26 protein-coding genes and 1 pseudogene are annotated in these 25,096 nt (G+C 63.6%); 17 read left to right on the top strand and 10 right to left on the bottom strand.

Annotated features, from left to right (window positions below):
• Positions 1–13: 13 nt before the first annotated feature.
• Positions 14–1,102 (bottom strand): cobalt-precorrin-5B (C(1))-methyltransferase, encoded by a 1,089-nt coding sequence (locus QZY01_RS09265; protein ID WP_294536238.1) that lies wholly within the window; start codon positions 1,100–1,102, stop codon positions 14–16.
• Positions 1,103–1,149: 47 nt separating this feature from the next.
• Between QZY01_RS09265 and QZY01_RS09260 the strand changes: the two genes are divergently transcribed.
• Positions 1,150–2,463: a cobyrinate a,c-diamide synthase gene (locus QZY01_RS09260; protein ID WP_294536236.1), complete on the top strand. Its 1,314-nt coding sequence runs from the start codon at positions 1,150–1,152 to the stop codon at positions 2,461–2,463.
• On the top strand, positions 2,460–3,104 hold the full coding sequence (bluB, locus tag QZY01_RS09255; RefSeq protein WP_294536234.1) for a 5,6-dimethylbenzimidazole synthase: 645 nt from the start codon (positions 2,460–2,462) through the stop codon (positions 3,102–3,104). Before QZY01_RS09260 ends, bluB begins: the two co-directional genes overlap by 4 nt.
• Positions 3,105–3,191: 87 nt before the next feature.
• Here the strand turns inward: bluB and QZY01_RS09250 are convergent, their stop codons facing one another.
• Positions 3,192–3,824: a PEP-CTERM sorting domain-containing protein gene (locus QZY01_RS09250; protein ID WP_294536232.1), complete on the bottom strand. Its 633-nt coding sequence runs from the start codon at positions 3,822–3,824 to the stop codon at positions 3,192–3,194.
• 327 nt (positions 3,825–4,151) lie between these two features.
• Here QZY01_RS09250 and QZY01_RS09245 point away from each other — a divergent pair, with 327 nt between their 5' ends.
• From QZY01_RS09245 to QZY01_RS23865, 9 genes and pseudogenes are all read left to right on the top strand, one after another.
• On the top strand, positions 4,152–4,343 hold the full coding sequence (locus tag QZY01_RS09245; RefSeq protein ID WP_294536230.1) for a hypothetical protein: 192 nt from the start codon (positions 4,152–4,154) through the stop codon (positions 4,341–4,343).
• Between the two features lie 351 nt (positions 4,344–4,694).
• Complete coding sequence (locus QZY01_RS09240) at positions 4,695–5,858, top strand: cysteine desulfurase family protein (RefSeq protein WP_294536228.1); 1,164 nt, start codon at positions 4,695–4,697, stop codon at positions 5,856–5,858.
• A 62-nt stretch (positions 5,859–5,920) separates the two neighbouring features.
• On the top strand, positions 5,921–7,390 hold the full coding sequence (gene sufB, locus QZY01_RS09235) for a Fe-S cluster assembly protein SufB (protein WP_294536226.1): 1,470 nt from the start codon (positions 5,921–5,923) through the stop codon (positions 7,388–7,390).
• Positions 7,391–7,433: 43 nt separating this feature from the next.
• Positions 7,434–8,183, top strand: coding sequence for a Fe-S cluster assembly ATPase SufC (gene sufC, locus QZY01_RS09230; protein WP_294536224.1), 750 nt, complete (start codon positions 7,434–7,436; stop codon positions 8,181–8,183).
• Positions 8,183–9,478 carry a SufD family Fe-S cluster assembly protein gene (locus QZY01_RS09225; RefSeq protein ID WP_294536222.1) on the top strand — a complete coding sequence of 432 codons (1,296 nt, stop codon included), beginning with the start codon at positions 8,183–8,185 and terminating at the stop codon, positions 9,476–9,478. Before sufC ends, QZY01_RS09225 begins: the two co-directional genes overlap by 1 nt.
• Positions 9,475–10,716, top strand: a complete 1,242-nt coding sequence (locus tag QZY01_RS09220) for a cysteine desulfurase (RefSeq protein WP_294536220.1) — start codon at positions 9,475–9,477, stop codon at positions 10,714–10,716. The genes QZY01_RS09225 and QZY01_RS09220 overlap by 4 nt, the downstream gene beginning before the upstream one ends.
• A gap of 82 nt (positions 10,717–10,798) precedes the next feature.
• Positions 10,799–11,119 carry an SUF system Fe-S cluster assembly protein gene (locus QZY01_RS09215; RefSeq protein ID WP_294536290.1) on the top strand — a complete coding sequence of 107 codons (321 nt, stop codon included), beginning with the start codon at positions 10,799–10,801 and terminating at the stop codon, positions 11,117–11,119.
• A gap of 60 nt (positions 11,120–11,179) precedes the next feature.
• Positions 11,180–11,491, top strand: a complete 312-nt coding sequence (locus QZY01_RS09210) for a nucleotidyltransferase domain-containing protein (protein WP_294536219.1) — start codon at positions 11,180–11,182, stop codon at positions 11,489–11,491.
• 61 nt (positions 11,492–11,552) lie between these two features.
• Positions 11,553–11,806: pseudogene (locus tag QZY01_RS23865) on the top strand (HepT-like ribonuclease domain-containing protein).
• Positions 11,807–11,827: 21 nt separating this feature from the next.
• Here the strand turns inward: QZY01_RS23865 and QZY01_RS09195 are convergent.
• Together QZY01_RS09195 and QZY01_RS09190 are read right to left on the bottom strand one after the other, a co-directional pair.
• Entirely contained in the window at positions 11,828–12,520 is a 693-nt protein-coding gene (locus tag QZY01_RS09195) for a hypothetical protein (RefSeq protein ID WP_294536213.1), read from the bottom strand.
• Positions 12,521–12,524: 4 nt separating this feature from the next.
• On the bottom strand, positions 12,525–13,232 hold the full coding sequence (locus tag QZY01_RS09190; RefSeq protein WP_294536211.1) for an orotate phosphoribosyltransferase: 708 nt from the start codon (positions 13,230–13,232) through the stop codon (positions 12,525–12,527).
• A gap of 105 nt (positions 13,233–13,337) precedes the next feature.
• On the opposite strand from QZY01_RS09190, the gene QZY01_RS09185 reads away from it, so the two are divergent.
• The 3 genes from QZY01_RS09185 to QZY01_RS09175 all read left to right on the top strand — a co-directional run bounded on the left by QZY01_RS09185 (position 13,338) and on the right by QZY01_RS09175 (position 16,457).
• Positions 13,338–14,648, top strand: coding sequence for a replication-associated recombination protein A (locus QZY01_RS09185; protein ID WP_294536209.1), 1,311 nt, complete (start codon positions 13,338–13,340; stop codon positions 14,646–14,648).
• Between the two features lie 13 nt (positions 14,649–14,661).
• The gene (gene crcB, locus QZY01_RS09180; protein ID WP_294536207.1) at positions 14,662–15,081 is read left to right on the top strand and encodes a fluoride efflux transporter CrcB; all 420 of its coding nucleotides are present in this window, start codon (positions 14,662–14,664) and stop codon (positions 15,079–15,081) included.
• Positions 15,082–15,425: 344 nt separating this feature from the next.
• On the top strand, positions 15,426–16,457 hold the full coding sequence (locus tag QZY01_RS09175; protein ID WP_294536289.1) for an RluA family pseudouridine synthase: 1,032 nt from the start codon (positions 15,426–15,428) through the stop codon (positions 16,455–16,457).
• A gap of 65 nt (positions 16,458–16,522) precedes the next feature.
• On the opposite strand, the gene QZY01_RS09170 is transcribed toward QZY01_RS09175, so the two are convergent.
• Positions 16,523–17,671, bottom strand: a complete 1,149-nt coding sequence (locus QZY01_RS09170; protein ID WP_294536205.1) for a GTP-binding protein — start codon at positions 17,669–17,671, stop codon at positions 16,523–16,525.
• 15 nt (positions 17,672–17,686) lie between these two features.
• A complete protein-coding gene (locus QZY01_RS09165; protein WP_294536203.1) occupies positions 17,687–18,604 on the bottom strand; it encodes a metal ABC transporter substrate-binding protein in 918 nt (305 codons plus the stop codon).
• Between the two features lie 87 nt (positions 18,605–18,691).
• Here QZY01_RS09165 and QZY01_RS09160 point away from each other — a divergent pair, with 87 nt between their 5' ends.
• Positions 18,692–19,111, top strand: a complete 420-nt coding sequence (locus QZY01_RS09160) for a Fur family transcriptional regulator (RefSeq protein WP_294536201.1) — start codon at positions 18,692–18,694, stop codon at positions 19,109–19,111.
• Here QZY01_RS09160 and QZY01_RS09155 read toward each other — a convergent pair whose 3' ends face one another.
• Positions 19,112–19,981: a metal ABC transporter permease gene (locus QZY01_RS09155; protein ID WP_294536200.1), complete on the bottom strand. Its 870-nt coding sequence runs from the start codon at positions 19,979–19,981 to the stop codon at positions 19,112–19,114.
• A 172-nt stretch (positions 19,982–20,153) separates the two neighbouring features.
• On the opposite strand from QZY01_RS09155, the gene QZY01_RS09150 reads away from it, so the two are divergent.
• A complete protein-coding gene (locus QZY01_RS09150) occupies positions 20,154–20,369 on the top strand; it encodes an alkylphosphonate utilization protein (protein ID WP_294536198.1) in 216 nt (71 codons plus the stop codon).
• A 24-nt stretch (positions 20,370–20,393) separates the two neighbouring features.
• Here the strand turns inward: QZY01_RS09150 and QZY01_RS09145 are convergent, their stop codons facing one another.
• A complete protein-coding gene (locus QZY01_RS09145) occupies positions 20,394–21,797 on the bottom strand; it encodes a pilus assembly protein TadG-related protein (RefSeq protein WP_294536196.1) in 1,404 nt (467 codons plus the stop codon).
• 332 nt (positions 21,798–22,129) lie between these two features.
• Here QZY01_RS09145 and QZY01_RS09140 point away from each other — a divergent pair, with 332 nt between their 5' ends.
• Positions 22,130–24,478: a UvrD-helicase domain-containing protein gene (locus tag QZY01_RS09140; RefSeq protein ID WP_294536287.1), complete on the top strand. Its 2,349-nt coding sequence runs from the start codon at positions 22,130–22,132 to the stop codon at positions 24,476–24,478.
• Between the two features lie 72 nt (positions 24,479–24,550).
• Here the strand turns inward: QZY01_RS09140 and QZY01_RS09135 are convergent, their stop codons facing one another.
• Positions 24,551–24,796, bottom strand: coding sequence for a ribbon-helix-helix domain-containing protein (locus QZY01_RS09135; protein ID WP_294536194.1), 246 nt, complete (start codon positions 24,794–24,796; stop codon positions 24,551–24,553).
• 111 nt (positions 24,797–24,907) lie between these two features.
• The gene (locus QZY01_RS09130) at positions 24,908–25,096 is read right to left on the bottom strand and encodes a DUF4169 family protein (RefSeq protein ID WP_294536192.1); all 189 of its coding nucleotides are present in this window, start codon (positions 25,094–25,096) and stop codon (positions 24,908–24,910) included.

The following is a 25,096-nucleotide window of genomic DNA, read 5'->3' as shown; positions in this document are numbered from 1 at the left end:
CAAGGACGGCGTTCTAGCCGTCAACCGCCCGAAACCCCGTGCGCGCCAGAAGGCCGCCGTCGCGGTTGAAAATCACGATTTCCAGTTCACAAGGCGCGCCGCGCAACAATTTCGCCGCCGTGCGCCAGGCGGCGTCGGCCACGCCGTCGCCGAGCGCGTGGCCCGCCGCTTCCGCGATCTCGAACGCATGTTTGGCCGAATTGGCCTCGCGGATCGCCGCCGCCGTCTCGCCCCCGGCCAGGTTCGCCAGAAAATCGAGATCGACCGAACCGCGTTTCGAATGGAGGTCGGCGAGGCCCTGCGCCAGTTTGGTCATCTTGGCCATGCCGCCGGCGACGACCACCCGGGCTACTGGATGCTGGCGCAGATATTTCAGCATGCCGCCGACGAAATCGCCCATGTCGATCAGGGCCTCGTCGGGCAGGCCGTGCAAAGCCTTGACGGCGGCCTCCGAGGTCGAGCCGGTGGCGCCGGCGATGGTTTTGAGACCGCAGGCGCGGGCGACGTCGATGCCCCGGTGGATCGAGGCGATCCAGGCGGCGCAGGAAAACGGCGTGACGATCCCGGTGGTGCCGAGAATCGACAGGCCGCCGACGATTCCGAGCCGCCCGTTGAGCGTGCGCTCTGCGATCTTTTCGCCGCCGGGAATGGAAATCTCGACACGGACGTCGGTTGCGCCGTTCTGGAGCGCGGCCTCGGCTTGAATCGCCTCGCGGATCATCTGGCGCGGTATCGGATTGATCGCCGGCTCGCCGACCGCCAGCGGCAGGCCGGGACGCGTCACCGTGCCGACGCCCTCGCCGGCGGCGAAAGTGACGCCTTCCCCCGGCGCGCCCAAGGTGACGCGGGCGACGACCAGCGCGCCATGGGTCACATCGGGGTCGTCGCCGGCGTCCTTGACGATGCCGGCGCGGCAAAAGCCGTCGCCCTTTTCCTGCAGGGCGAGGGCGAAGGCCGGATTCTGGCCGCCGGGCAGGCGGATGGCGACCGGATCGGGAAAGGCGGCGCCGATCAAACCGGCATAGGCGGCGCGCGCCGCCGCCGCCGCACAGGCGCCCGTGGTCCAGCCGCGCCGCAATGGGCTTTGTTCCATCCCGTCCATGCTCCTTGCTACCGCGTCGCGTCGCCCGGGCCAAAGGATTTTCTCGCATGAGCCTGCGCGGATTGCTCATCGCCGCGCCGCGCTCGGGCGGCGGCAAGACCACGGTGACGCTCGGGCTGATGCGCGCCTTCCGCCAGCGCGGCCTCAGCGTCGCCGGTCTGAAATCGGGGCCCGATTATATCGATCCCGCCTTTCATCGCGCGGCGCTCGGCCGTGACAGTTTCAATCTCGACAGCTGGGCGATGGAGCCCGGCCTCATCGGCGCGCTGGCGGGACTGGCGGCGCAAGACGCTTCGCTGGTGCTGGCGGAGGGCTCGATGGGCCTGTTCGACGGCGTTCCCGCAGCCATTGGGCGCAGCGGCGCTTCCGCCGATATCGCCGCCGCGCTCGGCCTGCCGGCGCTGCTGGTGCTCGACGCCTCGGGCCAGGCGCAGACCGCCGGGGCCGTCGCCAAGGGCTGTGCAACCTTCGATCCACGGGTGAAAATCGTCGGCGTGGCGCTGAACAAGATCGGCAGTCCGCGCCATCTGCTGCTGGCCCGCTCCGGCGTCGAGGCGGCGGGCCTGAAATTTGTGGGCGCCTTGCCGAAACAGGCGGAAATCGTGTTGCCGGAGCGTCATCTCGGTCTGGTCCAGGCCAGCGAGACGGCGGAGCTGGAGGCGCGGCTCGACGCTCTGGCGGCTTTTGTCGAAAATCATCTCGATCTCGACGCGATCCTGTCGCTGGCGGCGCCCATCGGCCTGCCAATGGGCGCGCCGCGCGCGCTGACGCCGCCGGGCCAGAACATCGCCATTGCGCGCGACGACGCTTTTTCCTTCCTCTATCCGCATCTTCTGGCCGACTGGCGGGCGCGCGGCGCGGAATTTTCGTTCTTCTCGCCGCTGGCCGACGAGCCGCCGCCGCAGGGCTGCGACGCCGCCTGGCTGCCGGGCGGCTATCCCGAGCTTCACGCCGGGCGCCTCGCCGGCGCCGCGCGCTTTCTCGGGGGCTTGCGACAATTCGCGCAAACCCGGCCGGTGCATGGCGAATGCGGCGGCTATATGGTGCTTGGCGAAAGCCTTACCGACGCCGAAGGGCAGGTTCACGCGATGGCCAAATTGCTGTCGGTCGAAACCTCTTTCGCCAAACGCCGCATGACGCTCGGCTATCGCGATGCGATTCTGCTGGCCGATTGCGCTCTGGGGCGCAAAGGGCAGAAATTGCGCGGCCATGAATTCCATTACGCCAGCATTGTCGCAATCGGCGCGGACCAGCCCATGGCGATGGCCGCCGACGCCTATGGCGGGGCGCCGGCGCCCTGCGGCTCGCGGCGCGGAAATGTCTCGGGCAGCTTTTTTCATTGCATCGCGGAGGTTTCATGAACAGGCCGGGGCCGGTGTTCGATGTCCATTTTCGCGCGGAGCTGGCGCAGCTGATGCGCTGGCGGCGCGATGTGCGGCGGTTTCGCGCCGATCCGGCGCCGGAGGAGCTGATCGACCATCTGCTCGATCTCGCCCAGCTCGCGCCTTCGGTCGGCAACAGCCAGCCGTGGCGGCTGATACGGGTCGAAAGCGCGGAAAAGCGCGCGGCGATCCGCGATAATTTCCTCGCCTGCAACGCGGAGGCGCTGGCGGAGCAACAAGGCGAGCGGGCCGCGCTTTACGCGCAGTTGAAACTGGCGGGTCTCGACAAGGCGCCGCTGCAGCTTGCGGTTTTCTGCGACCGCGCGACCACCCAAGGCTTTGGCCTTGGCACGCGCACCATGCCGGAAATGCTGGATTATTCCGTGGTCGGCATGATCAACATGCTCTGGCTGGCGGCGCGCGCGGCGGGGCTTGGCCTTGGCTGGATTTCGATCCTCGATCCGGAAAAGGTCCGCCTGGCGCTGGAGGCGCCAGAGTCTTTCAAGCTGATCGGCTTTCTTTGCCTCGGCTGGCCGGAGGAGGAGCATGTCGAGCCGGAACTCGCGCGCTGCGGCTGGCAGGATCGCACGGTTTTGGGGCGGCGGGTCCTGGTGGTGTGAAGGCCGTTCGTTGGCTGGGGCGCCGGGCCATTGCAAAAAAGGCCGCCCGGTCGGGGCGGCCTTTCCGGCGTCCGTGAGGACCTTGTATCAGGCGGCGACCTTCTTGCGCGAACGATAGCCGGCGAAGCCGAGAGCCGCAAAGCCCGACAGCATCAGCGCCCAGCTCGAAGGCTCCGGAACGGCCGTTCCGTCGAATTCGAACGCGACTCCCGTCGAACTCGCAGTGAAGCCGGTGAACGGCGTGCGGTCGTAAATGGTCACCCAGCGCGTGTTGGCGTTGTTTCCATTGGCCGTGAAGCCAAAAAATGCGCCTATCTGAGTGCCGGTGACGGAGTCGCCATTGCTCAACGTCAGGGTGTTATAATCGTCGGGCGAGCCCCAACGTATGACGAACGAATTGATGTTCTTACCCCAGCTGACGATCGCGTCCGAGCCGGGCGTCGCGAAAAGATAGTTGGTGGTGTCGCCGAGCGGCGCCAGATACTGATTTGTGACCGATCCATTCACCACGAAGCTGTTGGCGCCGGTGGTATTCCAGCTGATCGGTCCCGGATCCCAATATGAGTTGCCGGAATCGGGGCCGACGTAGTTGGAAGGGCGGGCAGGGTTATCGTTGAAAGTCCAGAGATTCCCGTTTCCTGGACCGAGAACAATAGCTGCGTTGGCGCTGGTGGCGAACATAAGCGTCACCAGTGCAGTTCCGAAAATGAATTTGTTCATGATCTCCCCCAATATTTAGGCCATTTTTGAGATCAACTTACGGTTAAGTTCAAGTTGTTCTCATCGCTAAAATTTACGTAGCGTCAGGTTGCAAGTCAATAACCGTATTTCTACGTAGGTGAGGTGACTAGAAACATTAAATTCATAACCAAATTTGACGCTATATCAATACAATGGAATTGAATCCTCACGTCGTCCCGCCTGAATCAGGTTTTTTCTCCAAGTATCTGTATTAGCGAAAAAATAACCAATACTTGCTATCGCTGGCCCTGACGGTGCGGCACGCACGCCGGGGCCGTTACGAAAAAAATTTCGCAGGAGAGGTTGATGAGTCGCTTTGCCGAGGGTTCAAATGAACGGCCCGCTCCGCTGCGGCGAAAAAATCATCGCCTCGCCGCCGCGCTTTCCGCCGCGCGGCTTTTGACGACGACGGGCCTCGTGGCTCTGTTGATCGGGCTGGGCTGGATTCTCGCGACCGGCGACGAAGCCGCGCTGACCCGCCTCATCGGCATGGTCTGAAACGCGGCGGCTCGACCGCGTGTCGCCATCGGCCGTGCTGTCATCCGCGTCAATAATATCGAGACGGATTTTTTCGGCTTCCGGCGTCTCGACCAAGACCGCGCCGATGGCTCAAGGCTGGAAAGCCTTCCCAGACCCAGGCTTGCGCGAGGGCGTCGCCAATGCGATGGGTCCGGACTTCGAATCACCGCGTATCAATGGCCATGATCCCTTGACGCCCGGTAGTGCCCTTTCCAATCCGATAGAACGGAAAGGCGGCTCTATTCGGTTGCTTTTTTAATCTTTTTCTTCACGCGAACCGGGGCCGCTTCGCGTGAAAACGCTCTAATCGGTCGCCAATCGGGTTATTCCATGGGCCGCATCTATTTCGACTATAACGCCACCGCGCCGCTGCGACCCGAAGCGCGGGCGGCGGCCGTGCAGGCGCTCGACGCCGGCAACGCCTCCAGCGTCCATCGGGAAGGGCGCGCGGCGCGGCAGTCGATCGAACTGGCGCGCGCCGCGCTGGCCGCTGCGCTTGGGACCCAAGCCGATCTCGTCGTCTTCGTCTCGGGGGCCACCGAGGCGGCCAACATGGCGCTTCGCCCCCAAACTTCCTCGAAAGCCTGCGACCTTTTGCTGATCGGCGGCGGCGAACACCCTTGCGTGGTTGCCGGACATGGTTTTGCGCCCGAAAAAGTCGAAATTGTCGCGCTCGACGCGCAGGGCCGGCTCGATCTCGAAATCTTGCGCGAAAAACTGGCCGAAAAGCGAGCTTTGTCCGAACAAATGCGCCCCATGCTCGCGCTGCAGGCGGTCAATAACGAGACCGGGGTGATTCAGCCGGTCGCGGAAGCGGCCGCCATGGTCCATGCGGCGGGCGGGCTCGTGGTCTGCGATGTGGTTCAGGCCTTCGGACGCGTCGAAACGAACTTCGCCGCCACCGGCGCCGATCTGTTGTTCCTGTCGAGCCACAAGCTCGGCGGGCCGAAAGGCGCCGGCGCCCTGGCTTTCGCCCGGCGCGAGCTTCTCCCCAAAACCCCGCTGATCCGTGGCGGCGGGCAGGAGCGCGGCTTTCGCGGCGGCACCGAAAATCCGGCGGCGCTGGCGGGTTTCGGCGCCGCCGTCGCCGCCAGTCTCGCCGGACGCGCGGCCGAGTCGCAGCGTTTGCGGGCCTTGCGCGACGATTTGCAGGCCGGCGTGCTGGAAATCGCGCCCGAAGCCGCCATATTCGGCGAAGGCGCGGCGCGCGTCGCCAATACTTTGGCTTTCGCCCTGCCGGGTCTGGCCGCCGAGACCTTGGTTGCGGCTTTCGATGTCGAGGGCGTGGCCTTGTCTTCGGGCTCGGCCTGTTCCTCCGGCAAGGTGGCGCCCTCGACCGTGCTCGCCTCGATGGGCGTTTCCGCGGGGCTGGCGCGTTCGGCGTTGAGAATCAGCATGGGCTGGAAGACGGACGACGAAGAGGTGGTGCGTTTTCTGCAAATATTGGCTAGAGTGCGGGAGAGAATGCGAAGCCGGCTGGCGAATTCAGCCTGAAACGCCTCGACATGGACTCAACCAGCGGCCCTTGAAACCGCGTTAGGTGAGGAGAATTGAAAATGGCGGCTGTCCAGGAGACTGTCGACAAGGTGAAGACGCTTGACGTCGAAGCCTATAAATACGGGTTTTCCACCGATATTGCATCGGACAAGGCGCCGAAGGGGCTGAACGAGGACATCGTCCGCTTCATTTCGGCGAAAAAGAACGAGCCGGACTGGCTCACCCAATGGCGGCTCGACGCCTTTCGCCGCTGGCTGACCATGGTCGAGCCGACCTGGGCGCGGGTGCATCATTCCCCGATCGATTATCAGGATCTCTATTATTATTCGGCGCCGAAAACCGCCGAGGGTCCGAGGTCGCTCGAAGACGTCGATCCCGAACTGCTCCGGGTTTATGAAAAGCTCGGCATTCCCTTGCGCGAGCAAGAGGTGCTGGCCGGCGTCCAGGAACGCCGGGTCGCGGTCGATGCGGTTTTCGATTCGGTTTCCGTCGTCACCACCTTCAAGGAAGAACTGGGACGGGCCGGGGTGATCTTCTGCCCGATTTCGGAAGCCGTGCACACCCATCCCGAACTGGTGAAGAAATATCTCGGCTCGGTCGTGCCGGTGACCGATAATTTTTTCGCCACCTTGAACTCGGCGGTGTTTTCCGACGGCTCCTTCGTCTATGTGCCGCCCGGCGTGCGCTGCCCGATGGAGCTTTCGACCTATTTCCGCATCAACGAGAAGAACACCGGCCAGTTCGAGCGCACCCTGATCATCGCCGACAAGGGTTCCTACGTCTCCTATCTCGAAGGCTGCACGGCGCCGCAACGCGACGAGAACCAGTTGCACGCCGCCGTGGTCGAGTTGATAGCGCTGGAAGACGCCGAAATCAAATATTCCACGGTGCAGAACTGGTATCCGGGCGATGCCGAGGGCAAGGGCGGCATTTTCAACTTCGTCACCAAGCGCGGCGATTGCCGCGGCGACCGTTCGAAAATATCCTGGACCCAGGTCGAGACCGGCTCGGCCATCACCTGGAAATATCCCTCCTGCATCTTGCGCGGCGAGTCCTCGCGTGGAGAATTCTATTCGATCGCCATTTCCAACGGCTATCAGCAGGTCGATTCCGGCACCAAGATGCTGCATCTGGGCGCCAACACGTCGAGCCGCGTGATCTCCAAGGGCATCGCCGCCGGCCATTCGCAGAACACCTATCGCGGCCAGATTTCGGCGCATCGCAAGGCCGCCAATGCGCGCAATTTCACCCAATGCGACTCGCTGCTGATCGGTAATAAATGCGGCGCGCATACCGTGCCCTATATCGAGGCGAAAAACGCGACCGCGACTTTCGAGCATGAGGCGACGACGTCGAAAATCTCCGACGACCAGTTGTTTTACGTCATGCAGCGCGGGCTTTCGGCGGAAGAGGCGACGGCGCTGATCGTCAATGGCTTCGTCCGGGACGTGTTGCAGCAATTGCCGATGGAATTCGCGGTCGAGGCGCAAAAGCTCATCGCCATTTCGCTCGAAGGCAGCGTCGGCTGAACGCGCCGACGCCGCGCGCCCCCTTTTTTCAAGGCTCAAGTCCATGCTCGAAATTGAAAACCTCCACGTTTCCGTCGCCGGCAAGAAAATCCTCGACGGGCTTTCGCTGTCCGTGCCGGCGGGGCAGGTCGCCGCGATCATGGGGCCCAACGGCTCCGGCAAATCGACTTTGTCCTATGTCATCGCCGGACGGGCCGACTACGACGTCACCGAGGGCTCGATCAGGCTCGGCGGCGTCGATCTGCTCGACAAGACGGCGGCCGAACGCGCGGCGCTCGGGCTGTTTCTGGTGTTTCAATATCCGCTCGAAATTCCCGGCGTCGCCACCATGACGTTTCTCAAGGCCGCGCTCAACGCCCAGCGCAAAATGCGCGACGAGGCCGAGATGGCGATTCCCGATTTCATGAAGCGCGTGCGCGAGGCCGCGGCCCGGCTGAACATCCCGCAGGACATGCTCAAGCGTCCGGTCAATCTCGGTTTCTCCGGCGGCGAAAAGAAGCGCATGGAAATCCTGCAGATGGCGCTGCTGGAGCCGCGTTTCGCCATTCTCGACGAACTCGATTCCGGCCTCGATATCGACGCGCTGCGCATCTGCGCCGATGGCGTCAATGCGTTGCGCTCGAAGGAGCGCAGCCTTCTGGTGATCACCCATTACCAGCGCCTGCTCGACTATATCGTTCCCGACGTGGTGCATGTGATGTCGGAGGGAAAAATCGTCCGCAGCGGCGGTCCGGAACTGGCGCTGGAGCTCGAAAAAAGCGGCTATGCCGATTACGCCAGCGAGGCGGCGTAATGGGCGCGCCGCTGAAAAACCCTACACAGGCCGAGCAGGATTTTTTGCGCGAATTTGCGCTGTTGCTCGACAAGGCGCCGGGCGACGCGGCGGAAAGGCAGGCGGCTTTCGACCGCTTCGCCCGCGCCGGCCTGCCGAGCCGCCGGGTCGAATCCTGGCATTACAGCGACCTGCGCGTCAAATTGCGGCAGGCGTCGCCTTTGGCCGAACCGCCCGATCACGTTTCGCTCGATTACGCTCGCGCCGAGCTTGAAAAAGTCGCGGCGCCCGGCGCCTTGAAACTGGTGTCGATCGACGGCTTTTTCGCGCCCGATTTGTCGGATGATTTTTCCCGTGTCGCGGGCGTCGAAATCCGCCCGCTCGCCGCGCTGTCGAACGATCGCGCCACCCTGGCTTTGCAGGCCGACGATCCGCTGCTCGATCTCAACGGTGCTTTTTCGCCCGGCGGGTTGACCATTGAAATCGCCGCCGGGATTTCATTGGAAAAGCCAATCGAGATCGTCGCGCTTTGCGGCGCCAATGGCGGGCGCAGCCGTTTTTCGCGCGTTCATGTCGTGCTGGGCGAGGGCGCGCGGGCCAGCCTGATTGAGACCCGCGCTGAGGGCTTCGGCGGCTTTGGCGACAGCGCGCTGTTGCTGTCGCTCGGCAAGGCGGCGGAACTCGATTACGCCTGCCGCTCGCGCGACAGCGCAACCGTGGATGTGCAAACTTGCGTCGTTTCGCTCGAAGCCGGCGCGCGCCTGTGCGCCACGGCGCTGGTTGCCGGGGCGGCTTTTCTGCGCCGCCAGCTGTTTGTGACCTGCGCCGGCGAAAAAGCTGAATTGCATCTGTCCGCTGCCAGCATGCTGACAGGGCAGGAGCATGCAGATATAACGCTGGTCGTGACGCATCAAGCGCCCGCCTGCCTGAGCCGCGAGACGTTCAAATTTGTCCTCGCGGAACAGGCTGAAGGCGTGTTCCAGGGCAAGATCGTGGTGCCGCCGCAGGCGCAGAAAACCGATGGCAAGATGGTGTGCCGCGGCCTGTTGCTGTCCGACGACGCCAGTTTGCAGGCGAAGCCGGAGCTGGAAATTTTCGCCGACGACGTCGCCTGCGGCCATGGCGCCGCCTGCGGCAAGCTCGACGCCAATCAGTTGTTCTATATGGAATCGCGCGGCATTCCGCGCCCCGAGGCCCAGGCCATTCTGATCCAGGCTTTCGCGGCGGAAGCCTTCGACATTCTGCGCGATGAAAGCTTGCGCGATCTGCTCAATGCCGATCTCGCGGCGCTATTGCAAACCGGGGCCTTCGCATGAACCACCAAAGCAAGATCAGCGCTTACGATGTGGCGGCGATCCGGGCCGATTTCCCCATTCTGTCAGAACGACCCTATGGCAAGCAGCTGGTCTATCTCGACAACGCCGCCTCGGCGCAGAAGCCGCGCGCGGTCATCGAGCGCATGGATCAGGTCTATGAACATGGCTACGCCAATGTCCATCGCGGCCTGCACTATCTCGCCAACGCCGCCACCGACGCATTCGAAGCGGCGCGCGAAAAAATGCGCGCCTTCCTCAACGCGTCCTCGACCGACGAAATCATTTTCACGCGCGGCGCCACCGAGGCAATGAACCTCGTCGCCGCGTCTTTCGGCCTTGCCCATATCGAGGAGGGCGACGAGATTCTGCTCTCGGTGATGGAGCATCATTCCAATATCGTGCCCTGGCATTTCCTGCGCGAGCGCAAGGGCGCCGTGATCAAATGGGTCGATGTCGAGGAAGACGGCTCCTTTTCGCTCGAAGCCTTCGCCGCCGCGCTGACCGAAAAGACCAAAATCGTCGCCATCACCCATATGTCCAATGTTCTGGGCACGGTCACGCCGATCAAGGAAATCGTGCGTCTGGCGCATGAGCGCGGAATTCCGGTGATGGTCGACGGAACGCAGGGCGCGGTCCATTGCGATGTCGATGTGCGCGATCTCGATGTCGATTTTTATGCCGTCACCGGCCACAAGCTCTATGGCCCGACCGGCATTGGCGCGCTTTACGGCAAGCGGGAATGGCTGGAGCGCCTGCCGCCCTATGCCGGCGGCGGCGAAATGATCGAGACGGTGAGTTTCGACACGGTGACCTATGGGGTTCCGCCGCACCGCTTCGAGGCGGGGACGCCGCCGATTGTCGAGGCGATCGGCCTTGGCGCGGCGCTCGATTATATCGAGAAGATCGGCCGCCCGGCGATTAACGCCCATGAGGCCGAGCTTGGCGCCTATGCGGCAAAGCGCCTCGCCGAAGTCCCCGGCATCACGCTGTTCGGGACCGCGCCAGGCAAGGGCGCATTGTTCTCTTTCAATATCGCAGGCGCGCATGCCCATGACATCGCCACGGTGATCGACCGCTCCGGCGTCGCGGTGCGCGCCGGAACCCATTGCGCCCAGCCGCTGCTGTCGCGCTTTGGCGTCACCTCGACTTGCCGCGCCTCCTTCGCGCTCTATAACACGCGCGAGGAAGCCGACGCCCTGGTCGCGGCGCTCAAGCGCGCGGCCGATCTTTTCTCCTGACCGGATGAACGCCATGAACGAACACAAGGCGCCCGAAAGTGAATTGCAGCCCAACCGCCCGGACTTCGCGGGCGAGGAAACCATGGCGCCGGAAGAACTGGCGCGGCTCACCGACGACATCGTCGCCGCGCTGAAAACCGTCTATGACCCGGAGATCCCGGCCGATATCTACGAACTCGGCCTGATCTACCGCGTCGATATCGACGACAGCCATTTCGTCGCCATCGACATGACCCTGACCGCGCCCGGCTGTCCGGTGGCCGGGGAAATGCCGGTCTGGGTCGAGAACGCCGTCGCCGCCGTGCCGGGAATAGCCGGCGTCGAGGTGAAAATGGTGTTCGATCCGCCATGGGACCAGAGCCGGATGTCGGACGAGGCGCGCGCGGCGCTGGATATGTGGTGAAGGTTTTGAGGCTGAAACCGGCTTGCGGTCATGCTATATCGATGGCCAGCGAGTTTTGAGATGCATCCAGCCATTCTCGACAAAAAGCCGGAAATTGTCGCCGCCTGCCAGAAATATGGCGTGGCGAGATTGGACATTTTCGGTTCGGCGGCGCGAGGGCGGGATTTCGACCCGCTAAGCGGCGATGCCGATTTTCTCGTCGATTTCCCGCCCGCTTCGGGTCAAGACCATTTTCTCGACCTCAAAGAGGCGTTCGAGAAAATTCTCGGTCGCCCGATCGATCTTGTCGATCGCAAGGCCGTCGAGTCGAGCCGCAATTATTTGCGCCGCCGTCATATCCTCGCCGAGGCGGAACCGGTTTGTGTGGCGTGACGACGCGCTGGTTCTCGACATTGTTCTCGCGTCGAAGGACGCGCGCGATTTCGCAGGGGATATGGACTTTCCCGCTTTTCTCGGCAGTCGGCTGCATCAGAATGCCGTGATCCGCGCGCTGGAAATCATCGGCGAGGCGGCGGGAAAGTTGTCGGTCGCTTCCCGGAAATTCCATGGCGCGAGATCGTCAATATGCGTCACAGGCTGATCCACGCCTATGCCGATATCCGGCTGGACATCGTTTGGGATGTGGTTCAGAAGCGCCTGCCTCAGCTGATCGAGAGGCTGGAGCCGCTCGTTCCGCCCGAAACCTGAACTGCGCGCGGGTAGGCCGGTCTATTTCCCCGCGCGCCGATAAAGCCCGGTGAACGACACATTCGCCCCGCCGCATTGGCCATTGTCCTGCACGAACAGCGAATCCCCGGCGAGCGCCAGGCGGACGCGGCAGCCGAAGGAATCGGGCTTGCTCGGATCGACGTCCTTGTCGGCGAATGTCGCCTGGCCGTCGGCCAGAACCAGCGGGCCGGAAAATTCGCCGAGATTGACCCCGCCGCGCTTGACGCGGTCGGGATCGAGCGCGCCATAGGTCGCGGACCCCTGCGCCTTGAGAACGCCGCCGGTATTTATGATCTTGATTTCGGCCTCGACGCGCGTCCAGTCGCCGCTCCAGTCGGCTGGATTGACCGAAACCTTTGCCGGGGCCAAGGCAATGGCGGGTAGCCAGCCCGAACGCGCGCTTTTCGCGGTCCAGTAATCGGCGCAGACGAATTCGTCGAGCCGCCGCCCGATCACCACCAGATCGCGGGCGACCAGAAAGGCCTTGTCGCGGCAGCCGGGCTCGACCGAAGGGCAGCGGATATCGAGGTCGCCGTTGCGCACGAAAGCGACACGTGGCGCGTCGGCCGCGATCTGGCCGATGCGCAACGTCGGGCCGTCGGAAAAATTCGCGCCGCCGCAGAAGCGGTCGTCGGCCTGAGCCGACGCGACGCAAAAAGCCAGAGCAGCGAGGGAAAAGATCAGATGGCGCATAAAATCATTCCTTCTTGCCGAATTCCGCGACGCCGCCATGCGCCGCCGACCAGGGAGCTGGATCGCGCAGGAATTTTTCCACCTCGTCCAGCGTCGCATCGGGCAGGTAATGCGTCTCGCGCGCGACCCTGAGCACGTCCCACCAGGTGGTGAGCTGGTGCAACGCGATGCCTTCCCTGCGCAATTCCGCGCGCGCCTGCGGGAAAATATCATAGAAAAAGAAAACAAAGGTGTGATCGCATTTCTGGCCCGCCTCGCGGATGGCGTTGCAGAAATTCACCTTTGAAGCCCCGTCGGTGGCCAGATCCTCGACCAGCAGGGTGCGGGCGCCCTCAAGCACCTCGCCCTCGATGCGGGCGTTGCGTCCAAAACCCTTCGGCTTCTTGCGCACATATTGCATCGGCAAGGCGAGGCGATCGGAAATCCAGGCGGCGAAGGGAATGCCCGCCGTTTCGCCGCCGGCGATGATGTCGAGTCTCTCATAGCCGATCTCGCGCTGGATGGTTTTCACCGCGAAATCGAGCAATACGTTGCGCAGGCGCGGGAAGGCGATCAGCTTGCGCATGTCGGTATAGACCGGGCTGGCCCAGCCGGAGGTAAAAATGAACGGTTTTTCGGCATTGAACAGCACCGCGCCGACTTCCAGCAACATTTTGGCGGTTTCTTCGGCGATCAGCTGTTTTTCGAGGGCGGCGGGGGAGCGGTCGGACATCGGTTTTTCTCGTTTTTCGGACGGCCAGATTTGGCCTCTTTGCGCGCGCGCGTCAATTGCCCCGCCCGCCCTTGCTCATGCGCGCGAGAAGGGCCAAAAAGGCGCATGACCGATCTTTTCGCCAGCGCCGGGCTGGAGCGGGACGCGCCGCGCCCGCTTGCAGAAAAACTGCGCCCGCAAAACCTCGGCGAGGTCGCCGGACAGGACCATCTGCTCGGCGCCAATGGCGCGCTGACCCGGCAGATCGCTTCGGGCGCGCTCGGCAGCCTGATCTTCTGGGGACCGCCGGGAACCGGCAAGACCACGGTCGCCCGCCTGCTGGCGTTTGAAACCAAGCTGCATTTCGTGCAGGTTTCGGCGATTTTCTCGGGCGTCGCGGAACTGAAAAAAATCTTCGACGAGGCGCGCGGACGGCAAAAAATTGGCCAGGGAACGCTGCTGTTCATCGACGAAATCCATCGCTTCAACCGCGCCCAGCAGGACTCGTTTCTGCCGGTGATGGAGGATGGCGCCATCACCCTGATCGGCGCGACCACGGAAAATCCGTCCTTCGAACTCAATGCGGCGCTGTTGTCGCGCGCCCGGGTGATGACCTTTCACAGCCTCGACGACGCCGCGCTCGAAAAGCTGCTGTTGCGCGCCGAGGAAGCGGAGAAAAAGCCACTGCCGCTCGATGCGGAAGCGCGCGAAGCTTTGATCCGCATGGCCGATGGCGACGGGCGCGCCGCCTTGACCCTGGTCGAGGAGATTTTTCGCGCCGCGCGGGCGGGCGAGGTTTTCGACACCAGGGGGCTATCCGAGGTCGCGCAGCGCCGGGCGCCGATCTACGACAAGGGACAGGAGGGCCATTACAACCTCATCAGCGCCCTGCATAAAACGGTGCGCGGCTCGGACCCCGACGCGGCGCTCTATTATCTGGCGCGGATGTTCGACGCCGGCGAAGACCCCCTGTTCATCGCGCGGCGCGTGGTGCGCATGGCGGTGGAGGATATCGGCCTCGCCGACCCGCAGGCGCTCGTCGTCGCCAACGCCGCCAAGGACGCCTTCGATTTTCTCGGGAGCCCGGAAGGCGAACTGGCCATTGCGCAAGCCGTGATCTATTGCGCCTGCGCGCCCAAATCCAACGCCGCCTATTCGGCCTACAAGGCGGCGATGCGCCTCGCCCGCGAGCGCGGCTCGCTCATGCCGCCCAAGGTCATTTTGAACGCGCCGACCAAATTGATGAAATCCGAAGGCTATGGCTCGGGCTATGCCTATGACCACGATCTGCCCGACGCTTTTTCCGGCCAGGACTACTGGCCTGAAGTGCTTGGACGGCAGAAATTTTACCAGCCGGTCGAACGCGGTTTCGAGCGCGAGATTTCCAAACGGCTGGATTATTGGGAAAAGCTGCGCAAGGAGCGGGGCGGGGGCTGATGCAAATGGTTTGATGACGCGAATGCCCTTTTCGCGCTATTCATCCTCGATGCAAGCCTATCTTCTCGTGTTTTTCGGCGCCGGGCTCGGCGGCTGCCTGCGTCATACGGTCAATCTCCTCGCGGCGCGCGCCTTGGGGACCCATTTTCCGTGGGGCACATTCCTGATCAATGTCTCCGGTTCGCTGGTCATGGGCCTGATCGCCGGCTTTCTCGCCTTTCGCGCCAACGAGGCCTGGACGCCGCATGTGCGCCTGTTCACGCTGACCGGCATTTTGGGCGGCTACACCACTTTTTCCGCCTTTTCGCTCGATGCGGCCCTGCTCTTCGAGCGCGGCGACCTAGGGCTCTGCGCGGCCTATGTCGGCGGCTCGGTCGCTCTGGCGCTGGCCGGGGTGTTTGGCGGACTGGCTTTGATGAGGGCTTTGACATGACGCGGATGCGGACCGGCCCTGCCAAGGGACTTTCAAGAACCGGAACTTCAAGAACGGCGGGCGAGGGCAAGGGGCGCGCCGCCGGTCCCCGGTCGCGCGCGACCGGCGCCGACAAGGGCTTTGGAGCTAAATCCGCCGCGCCCAAGGCGAAGCAATTTTTCGCCGCGCGTCCGAAAAAGGCGCGCGCCGAGGACGACGGTTTCGACCCGGTCAAGGCGGCGCGCCTCGTGCGCGAAGCGAGCGAAAAGTTCAACGCCGCCGAGGCCAGGGAGACCCCCGCGCCGGCGACGGACAAGGAAACCTCGGCGGTGCAAATCCTGCTCGTCACCGAGGACGAGGACGGCATGCGGATCGACCGCTGGTTCAAGCGGCGCATCCCGACGCTTTCGCTGTCGCATCTGGCGAAAATCTGCCGCAAGGGCGAGGTCCGCCTCAGCGGCAAGCGCGTCGAGACCTCTACCCGCGTCGTCGCCGGGGCCAATGTGCGGGTGCCGCCGCTCAGTGTCGAGGGGGTGAAGGCGCCCTCCGTCAAAAAAGCGGTGTTTTCCGAGGCCGACGCCCGCGCCATTCGCGATATGACCTTGCTCGACGACCGCGACCTGATGGTGCTCAACAAGCCTTTCGGCCTCGCCGTGCAGGGCGGTTCGGGCACCAAGGTCCATCTCGACGGGATGCTGGCCTCGCTGGCCAACGAGCGCGGCGACCGCCCGGTGCTGGTGCATCGACTCGACCGCGACACAACCGGCGTTTTATTGATTGCGAAAACGCGGAAGATGGCCGCCGATCTCGGCGAGATTTTCCGCTCGCGGCAGGCGCAAAAAATTTACTGGGCGCTGGTCGAGGGCGTGCCGCGTCCCGCGCAGGGGCGCATTTCGCTCTATCTCGCAAAGGGCGAGGGAATGGGGGATAACCGCGCGCACCGCCCGAAAGGCAAGCAAGCGCCGGAAGAGCGGCGCGACATCGAGAAAATGCGCGTCGCCAGGCATGGCGAGGCCGACGCCCAGCATTCGGTCACCTATTACGCCATTGTCGACAAACTGGCGCCGCGTTTGGCGTGGCTGTCGATGAAACCCTTGACCGGTCGCACCCATCAATTGCGCGCCCATGCGGAAGCCATTGGCTGCCCGATCGTCGGCGATCCGAAATACGGCCACACACTTGAGGATTCCTATCGCCGCGCCGATCCGAACCAGAACCTGCCGACCGGGGTGGAGAACAAGCTGCACCTGCTCGCGCGCCGGCTGATCCTGCCGCATCCCAAAGGCGGCGTGCTCGACGTGACCGCGCCGCTGCCGCCGCATATGAAAAAATCATGGGACTTGTTCGGCTTCGACGCCAGCCAGTATGACCCGATCATGGACGCGCCCGAAGAATAGGGGGCGTTCAAAGCGGGGCGAGATCGTTGAACTATTAACTGTTTTAGGAGAGGGCGTCGAAGGCCTCACGCCGCGCAGGCGAGAAAACCCTGGCGCAATTCGTCCTGTTTGAGGCGCCGGCCGATGAAGACGATGCGGCTGTTGCGCTTTTCCTCCGGCTTCCATTCGCGTTGCAGATCGCCGTCGAGAATCATGTGGACGCCCTGGAAGACATAGCGCTTCGGCTCGTCGGGGAAGGCGAGGATGCCCTTGGAGCGCAGAATGTCGGGGCCGTCGCGCAGCACGATTTCGTTGATCCACGGCAGGAAAAGATCGGGATCGACCGGGCCGTCGATGACGATGGAGACGGATTGCATCTCCTCGTCATGCAGGATTTTCGGCGCATGATCGTGGTGCTCGTGGCCGTGATGGGCATGGTCATGATCATGATCATGATGGTCGTGGCCGCAATCGGGGGCGCAAGTCTCGTCGTGCTTGTGATCGTCGTGCTTGTGCTCATGACCCTTGTGCTCATGATCGTGGCCATGATGCTCATGGCCATGATGGTCGTGGTCGTGCTCCTCCTCGACCTCCAGAAAATCCGGCTCGATTTCGAGAATGCGGTCGAGATCGAAGGCGTTGCGGCCGAGCACCGCGTCGAGCGCGATGTCGCAGCGCGTGGTCCGGTGCAGCTTGGCGTAGGGGTTGATGCCGCGAATGCGCGCCTCGACTTCTTCGAGTTCGGCGGCCGAAACCAGATCGACCTTGTTGAGCAGGATGACGTCGGCGAAGGCGATCTGGTTTTTCGCTTCCGGCGCGTCCTTGAGCCGGGCGGCCAGCCATTTGGCGTCGGCGACGGTGACGATGGCGTCGAGTCGCGCATCCTTGGCGACGTCGGCGTCGACGAAAAAGGTCTGGGCGACGGGCGCCGGGTCGGCGAGGCCGGTGGTTTCGACCAGAATGGCGTCGAACTTGCCTTTCCGGCGCATCAGCCCCTCTATGATGCGGATCAGGTCGCCGCGCACGGTGCAGCAGATGCAGCCGTTGTTCATCTCGAACACTTCCTCGTCGGCGTCGACGACGAGATCGTTGTCGATGCCGATTTCGCCGAATTCATTGACGATCACCGCGAATTTCCGGCCATGGTCCTCGGTCAGGATGCGGTTGAGCAAAGTGGTTTTGCCCGCGCCGAGATAGCCGGTGAGGACGGTGACGGGGATTTTTTCGTCGGACATGAGGGCTCCGGGTGTTCAATGCGTGGGCGGAACGAGCGCCTTTTTCAACTCGCTTATATTATGTTCCATCATCGCAATGTAAGTGGCGGCGGGGCCGTCGGGCTTTGAAAGCTGGTCGGAAAACAGGGTTCCGCCGATTTTCGCGCCGGATTCCCTGGCGATACGCTGCATCAGCCGGGGATCGGAGATGTTTTCCAGAAACACCGCGGGGGCCTTTTCCCGCCGGATCTGATCGATCAGCTTCGCCACGTCGCGCGCCGAAGGCTCGGACTCGGTCGAAAGCCCTTGCGCCGCAATGAAGGCGAGGCCGTAAGCCTGGCCGAAATAGCCGAACGCGTCATGGGTGGTGACGATGCGGCGGTTTTGCGCCGGAATCGCCTCGATCGCTGCGCGGACCTGCGCTTCCGTCGCGTCGAGTTTCGCGTCGAATTCGGCGGCGCGGGCTTCAAAAACTGCGGCGTCGGCGGGATCGGCGGCGACCAGTCCGGCTAAAATATTGGCGACATAGATTCTGGCGTTGGCGATGCTCTGCCAGGCATGGGGATCGACGCCCTTCTCACCGCTTTCCGCATCGCCTGCGCGCGGCGTCACGCCCTGGCTTGCGACCACAACCGGCGCATGGGCGCCCGACGCCGCGATCAGCCGCTCCATCCATCCTTCGAGCGCAAAACCGTTGACGACGATGAGCTTCGCCCTGGCGAGGCTTTGCGCGTCGGCGGGGCTGGGCTGGTAGACATGGACGTCGCCCTGCGGCCCGACCAGACTTTTGACCTCGACCCTGTCGCCGCCGATCTGGCCGACCAGATCGGCCAGAATCGAAAAACTCGCCACCACCGCGATTTTCTGCGGCGGCGACGGTTCCGCGCATGGCGCGCCGGCGCCTAGGACTGCGGCCAACAAACTGGCCAAAGCGAACAGGCTTTTCAGACGCATGGGAGCCACTTATCCTGCCGGCTGCGGAACAGGCTTTGCCGTCCCGGAATAGAACCGTATATTATAACATCCGTCAAGGGAACAAGAATGGCCGCACCATCGGCGCCCGCGCGATTGAACGACATGCAGACCCGCATCCGCGACCTGCTCGCCGGCGCCGACAAGCCGCTGTCGGCCTATGACGTCATCGACGCGCTGCGCGGGCAGGGCCGTCTGGCGCCGCCGACGGTCTATCGCGCCTTGCAGAAACTGATCGACGAGGGGCTGGCGCATCGGCTGGAGACGCGCAACGCCTATGTCGCCTGCCATACGGCCTGCGGCGACGGGCCTGTTCACGCCCACCGGGCCGGGTTCATGATCTGCCGCGCCTGCGGCAGGGCGGAGGAATTTTCCGACGCCGAAGTCGAGGTTTTGTTGGCGCGGACCGCCGCGCGGCAAAATTTTGCCTTCGAGCGCGTGGCGATCGAGATTCAGGGGCTTTGCGCCGATTGCGCCGCTATCGCCTGATCACCCTTCGAGATGGGTGCGCGGCGCGATTCTGCGTAAAAACCCGCCCGAAGGACCGGCGATCAGCGAGAAGGCGTAAAGCGCGCCGCAGGCCAGAATGATCAGCGGGCCGGAGGGCAGGCTGTAGTAATAGGACGCCAGCAGCCCGGCATAACAGCCGATACACCCCAATAAAGCCGCGATCAAAATCATGCCGGTGATGGTGTTGCTCCAAAGCCTTGCGGAGATGGCGGGCAGCATCATCACCCCCACCGCCAGCAAAGTGCCGAGCGCCTGAAAACCGGCGACGAGATTGAGCGCAACAAGGGCGAGAAAGGCGGCATGGGTCCAGGCGCCGGCGCCGCTGACCGAGGCGAGAAAGCCCGGATCGAGCGTCTCCATCACCAGCGGCCGGTAGATCGCGGCCAGTCCGGCGAGCGTCAGGCTGGAGATGCAGGCGAGCAGAATTAATGTGGCGTTGTCGAGCGCCAGCACGCTGCCGAACAGGATATGCAAGAGATCGACATTGGAGCCCCGCGCCGACACGATGGTGACGCCGAGCGCCAGCGACAGCAGATAAAACGCCGCCAGCGAGGCGTCTTCGCGCAACACGGTGGTTCGCGCGATCGCGCCGGAGCCGATCGCCACCGCGAAACCGGCGACTACGCCGCCAAGCGTCATCGCCGGCAGCGACAGGCCGGCGATCAGGTAGCCGATGGCGGCGCCGGGCAGGATGGCATGGGCCATGGCGTCGCCCGACAGCGCCATGCGCCGCAGAATCAGGAACACGCCGAGCGGCGCCCCCGCCAAAGCCAGCGCGAAGGCGCCGACCAGAGCGCGGCGCATGAATTCATAATCGACGAAGGGGGCGACCAGCAGGGCGTATAACATACGCCCATTTACCCTGTGCGCGCGGCGCTGTCATGTCGCGCATGACCATGTCGCCGCCGGCCTCGTCGTCCGACCCGCTTCGGCGGCGGGAAAATCCCGGGCCGGCGCTTTTCCCGCTGGTCAATCGCCGCCGGAAGGCTTAACCCGCGCGAAGGGCAAGCAGGAGCGGGAAATGACGGAAACGCGCGACGCCAATGGCGCATTGCTGAACGAGGGCGACAATGTCACCGTTATCAAGGACCTCAAGGTCAAGGGCTCGTCGATCGTGCTCAAGCGCGGAACGGTGGTGCGCGGCATTCGCCTGACCGACGACCCCGAGGAAATCGAAGGCCGCACCGAAAAGGTCAAGGGGTTGGTGCTGAAAACCTGCTTCCTGAAGAAGGCCTGACCGGCGCGCGCTTTAAGCTGTTGCTTATTGCGTCAGATGGGCCGAGGCCACGGCCATGCCGAACATCGCCTGCATGGCGGCGTTGATATCGGCCGGCGTCGAAGCAGTGAAAAAGAATCCCGGCGAGGCGCAGGTTTGCAGGCTGGGCGGGATGTGCGGGATATTGGCGTTGGCGTAGCCGTCCTCGTTTCCCCAGATGGTGGTCGGATTGGGAATCGGCACATAGGGCACGTAAAGCACGGCCAAGGTGATGCCGCGATTCTTGATCGTCGTGCAGTTGGCGGTATTGAGTGTGGTGGCGCTGTTGCTGCCGGACCAGCTGCCATTATTGGCCTGAACCTGGCTGTCCTGCGCGCCGTCGGTCACCAGGAAGACGAAGGGTTTCGGCGTGCTCGAACTGGAGCCGTTGCCGACCGTGGCGATCAGGCCGTTGACCGAGGGCAGGGCGTTTTCGAAATGGGTGCCGCCCGAACCCAGCGCGCTCGAACCATTGCCATTGTCGATCAGCGCCGTGAGGCCGGCGGCGGCCGTACTGACGGTCGAGAGGCTCGTCGTCAGCGGCTGGTAGGACTGCATCCAGCGCACGAAGGGAAAAAGGCCGATGCTGAACTGGTTTTGCAGGGTCTGCGTCGCCGTCGCGGTCGCGATCAATTGCTGCACCGCGTAGGCGACGGCGTCGAGCCGCAACTGGATGCAATTGCTCTGGCCCGGCTGCGGGCAATAGGAGACCGGCGCGCCGGCGCCGCCGGCGGTGCGGCTCAGGTTGTAGCCCTGGCACCAGGTGGTGGCGCCATGCACGTCCTGGCAGGCCTTGTAGGCGGTGAAATGGCAGGCGATGGTGCAGCCGCCGGGATAGAGGTTCAGATAATCGGGATTGATCGCGGCGAGCCGGTTGATTTCGCTCGTCGTCGAGGGAATCCCCATCGAGGCGGAGACGTCGAGCAGAAGATAGAAGCTCAGATAGCTCGGCAGGGTCATCGAGGCGGCGGCGGAGCCCGTGAAGCTCATCTGATTTACATGGGCGAGTCCGCCGAACAGATTGGGCGAGTTCGCCTGATAGGAAATCGTGACATTGATGGTCTGGCCGCTCGACGTCACGCCGATCGTCGGCGCCTGGGTCAGGTTGGCGTAGGAGGCGCCGGCATTGGCGACGAAGGCCCTTTGCGCCGCCGCCTGGCCGTCGGTCGCCATCTGCGCGATCGTGAGGTTGCTGGCGTAATCGGATTGCGCCTGGGCGAGCGCGGCGAGCGCCGCCGCATCGGCGGCGGTATTGAGCGCGTTCTTCTGGCCCACCGCCCGTCCGTAATCGAGCGTCAGGCCGACCAGCAGAAACATCGCCAGCGACGAAAGCGCGAAAAGAATCGCCACCGAACCCGACTGCTCTTGAAACAGGGCTTTGATGCGGCGAACAAGCCTCTCTGCTCCCATGACGGGAAACTCCATGAAACTTCGGCGGGACGAAGGTTTCGCCCGGGCGGTCGAGCCTCCCTCCGCTCCGAGGCTAAAGGCCATGCGTGGAAAGTCTGCGAAACCAAAGCTTCGAATTCGAGCAACGCCGGTAATGTTTCTGGCGCCTCTCGCCTTCGCGAAGCTTGCGGGCGGCGGCGACAGGCGCCCTTGCTCTTGAGGCTTCGCTTGCGATTCTGCCGACTGGCAATCGACTCCAGGGGATTGGACATCGCCTCTTTGTGGCCCCACATTGCGGTTAACGATTCGCTGTTCGTTCACCTGAAGGCGCCCCTTTGTCCGATCCCTTTTCGCTGGCCGAAGATTTTCGCGGCGACGACGATTTATCCCACGCCGGTCCGCGCGCGGGAGGTCTGGCGGCGCGCGCGCTCGATCTGGCGCGCCCGAAGCCGGACTGGCTGACGGCGCTCAATCCCGAGCAGCGCGAGGCGGTGGAGGCGCTGGACGGCCCGGTTCTGGTGCTGGCCGGGGCCGGAACCGGCAAGACGCGGGTGCTGACCTCGCGGATCGCCCATATTCTGGCGCAGGGGCGCGCGCGGCCTTATGAAATTCTCGCCGTCACCTTCACCAACAAGGCGGCGCGTGAAATGAAGCAGCGCATAGCCGTCCTGATCGGCCCCGGCGCCGAGGGCATGTCCTGGCTCGGCACTTTTCACGCCATTGCCGCCAAGATCCTGCGTCGCCACGCCGAACTGGTTGGTCTCAAGAGCAATTTCACCATTCTCGACGCCGATGACCAGATTCGCCTGCTCAAACAGGCGCTGAAGGCGGAAAATATCGACGACAAGCGCTGGACCGCGCGCAGCCTGGCCTATCTGATCGACAACTGGAAAAATCGCGGCCTCGACCCGAAACATGTGCCGCCGGGCGAGGCGCAGGCTTTCGCCAATGGCAAGGGCGGGGCGCTTTACGCGCTTTATCAGGAGCGGCTCAAGATCCTCAACGCCGCCGATTTCGGCGATCTGCTGCTCGAATCGCTGCGGCTGCTGCGCGAAAACCGGGATGTGCTGCGCGAATTCCAGAACCGCTTCAAATATATATTGGTGGACGAATATCAGGACACCAATGCGGCGCAATATCTGTGGCTGCGCCTGCTGGCGCAACGCAGCGACCCCTCGGCTTTGCAGAACCTCTGCTGCGTCGGCGACGACGACCAGTCGATCTATGGCTGGCGCGGCGCCGATGTCGATAATATTCTGCGTTTCGAGAAGGATTTTCCCGGCGCCAGGGTGATCCGGCTGGAGCGCAATTACCGCTCGACCGGCCATATTCTCGCCGCCGCCTCGCATCTTATCGCCAGGAACCGCGACCGGCTCGGCAAGACCCTGTTCACCGATGGCGAACTGGGCGAAAGGCCGAGCGTCGCCGGCGTCTGGGATTCGGAGGAGGAGGCTCGCGTCGTCGGAGAGGAAATCGAGCAATTGCAGCGGCAGGGCCATTCGCTCGACGAGGTCGCCATTCTGGTGCGCGCCTCGTTCCAGATGCGCGAATTCGAGGAGCGCTTCATCACCCTCGGCTTGCCGTACAAGGTGATCGGCGGGCCGCGCTTTTACGAGCGGCTCGAAATCCGCGACGCCCTCGCCTATCTGCGCTGCGTCGCGCAATCCGCCGACGATCTCGCCTTCGAGCGCATCGTCAATACGCCCAAACGAGGCCTGGGCGAAAGCACCTTGCAGGTGGTGCATGAATTCGCCCGCCTGCGCCAGATTCCGCTGATGCAGGCGGCCCGCGCGCTGGTCGAGACCGAGGAGTTGCGGCCCAAGCCGCGCGGCGCCTTGCGCGCCCTGCTCGCCGATTTCGCGCGCTGGACGGCGGAAATCGAGCACAAGCCGCATCATGAGCTGGCCGAGCAGATTCTGGAGGAATCCGGCTATACCGACTTCTGGAAACAGGAGAAGACGGCGGAGGCCGAGGGCAGGCTGGAAAACCTGAAGGAACTGGTGCGCTCGATGGAGGAGTTTCCCGATCTCGGCGCCTTTCTCGAACATATTTCGCTGGTCATGGACGTCGACAACAAGGACGCCGGCGAGCGCGTCTCGATCATGACCCTGCACGGCGCCAAAGGTCTGGAGTTCGACACGGTTTTCCTGCCCGGCTGGGAGGAGGGACTGTTTCCGCACCAGCGTTCGCTCGACGAGAGTGGCCGCGCCGGGCTGGAGGAAGAGCGCCGCCTCGCCTATGTCGGCGTGACGCGGGCGCGCCTTCGGGCGAAAATCATCTTCGCCAGCAACCGCCGCATCCATGGGCTGTGGCAGACCACCATGCCCTCGCGTTTCATCGACGACCTGCCGGCGGATCATGTCCAGCTGGTCGAAAACGCCCGCAGCGGCTCCGATTACGGCGGCTACGCCCAGTCGCGCTTCGCCAATATGGATTCCTTCGGTTCGAAATACGAGACGCCGGGCTGGAAGCGCGCGCAGCAGCGGGCGGGCGAGGCCCCGGCGAAAAAGCCGCCGACCATCGATGGCGAGGTTGTGGGCCGCGCCGACGGCGCAAGCGGATTTGCCGCGGGAGCGCGGGTGTTTCACCTCAAGTTCGGACCCGGAACCGTGGCGGCGGTCGATGGCGCCAAGCTCACCATCGATTTCGACAAGGCGGGCCGCAAACTGGTGCTCGATTCCTTTGTCGAGCGGCGCGACTGATTTTGCGGGCGCGGACCTTCACCGCACATGCGACAGCGGCAGGGCCGGGAACGGCCGCCAGCGCGGCGCGTTTTACTTTCCCGCCGCCTTTTCGCGGCAAACTTGCAGCAGATGCACGCGCAGGGCGGAGGACAGATTGGCGGCGCCGCGTTTCCGGTCGATGTCGGCGGCAAGAGCCGCAACCGTGACGCCTTGTTGGCGCGCGAGCTCGCGCAGGACATCCCAGAACGCCGTTTCGAGCGATATGCTGGTGCGATGCCCGGCGATGACCAGCGAATGTTTGCGCATCTGGCCGGGGTCGGGGTCCGCTACAGCCAATTCCGATCCGATAGAACGGAAAAGGGGCTCTGGTTGCTTGTTTTCAAGCGTTTTCTTCACGCGAACCGGGTCCACTTCGCTTTGAAACGCAACAGGCCTTTTCAGGCGCCTTCATCGGTCTTTTTCGCCGTCGAGCCGGTGGCCGTCGAGAGTCTTTTCGGCCCGCGCCTTGGAGTTTTCAGCCCCTGTCCGCTCGGCTTTGCTCAATCCGTGGCGGACGCGGTTTTCCGCCGCCAATGCCGCATCGGCGAGACGCTCCCGCGCTTTTCTGACCCGACGGAGATTGACGATTTCGCCCAT

The sequence above is a fragment of the uncultured Rhodoblastus sp. genome (assembly GCF_903903185.1).
Classification (GTDB): Bacteria; Pseudomonadota; Alphaproteobacteria; order Rhizobiales; family Beijerinckiaceae; genus Rhodoblastus.
Note: the sequence above shows the minus strand (reverse complement) of the source record. Positions and strands in the feature narration are given on the sequence as shown.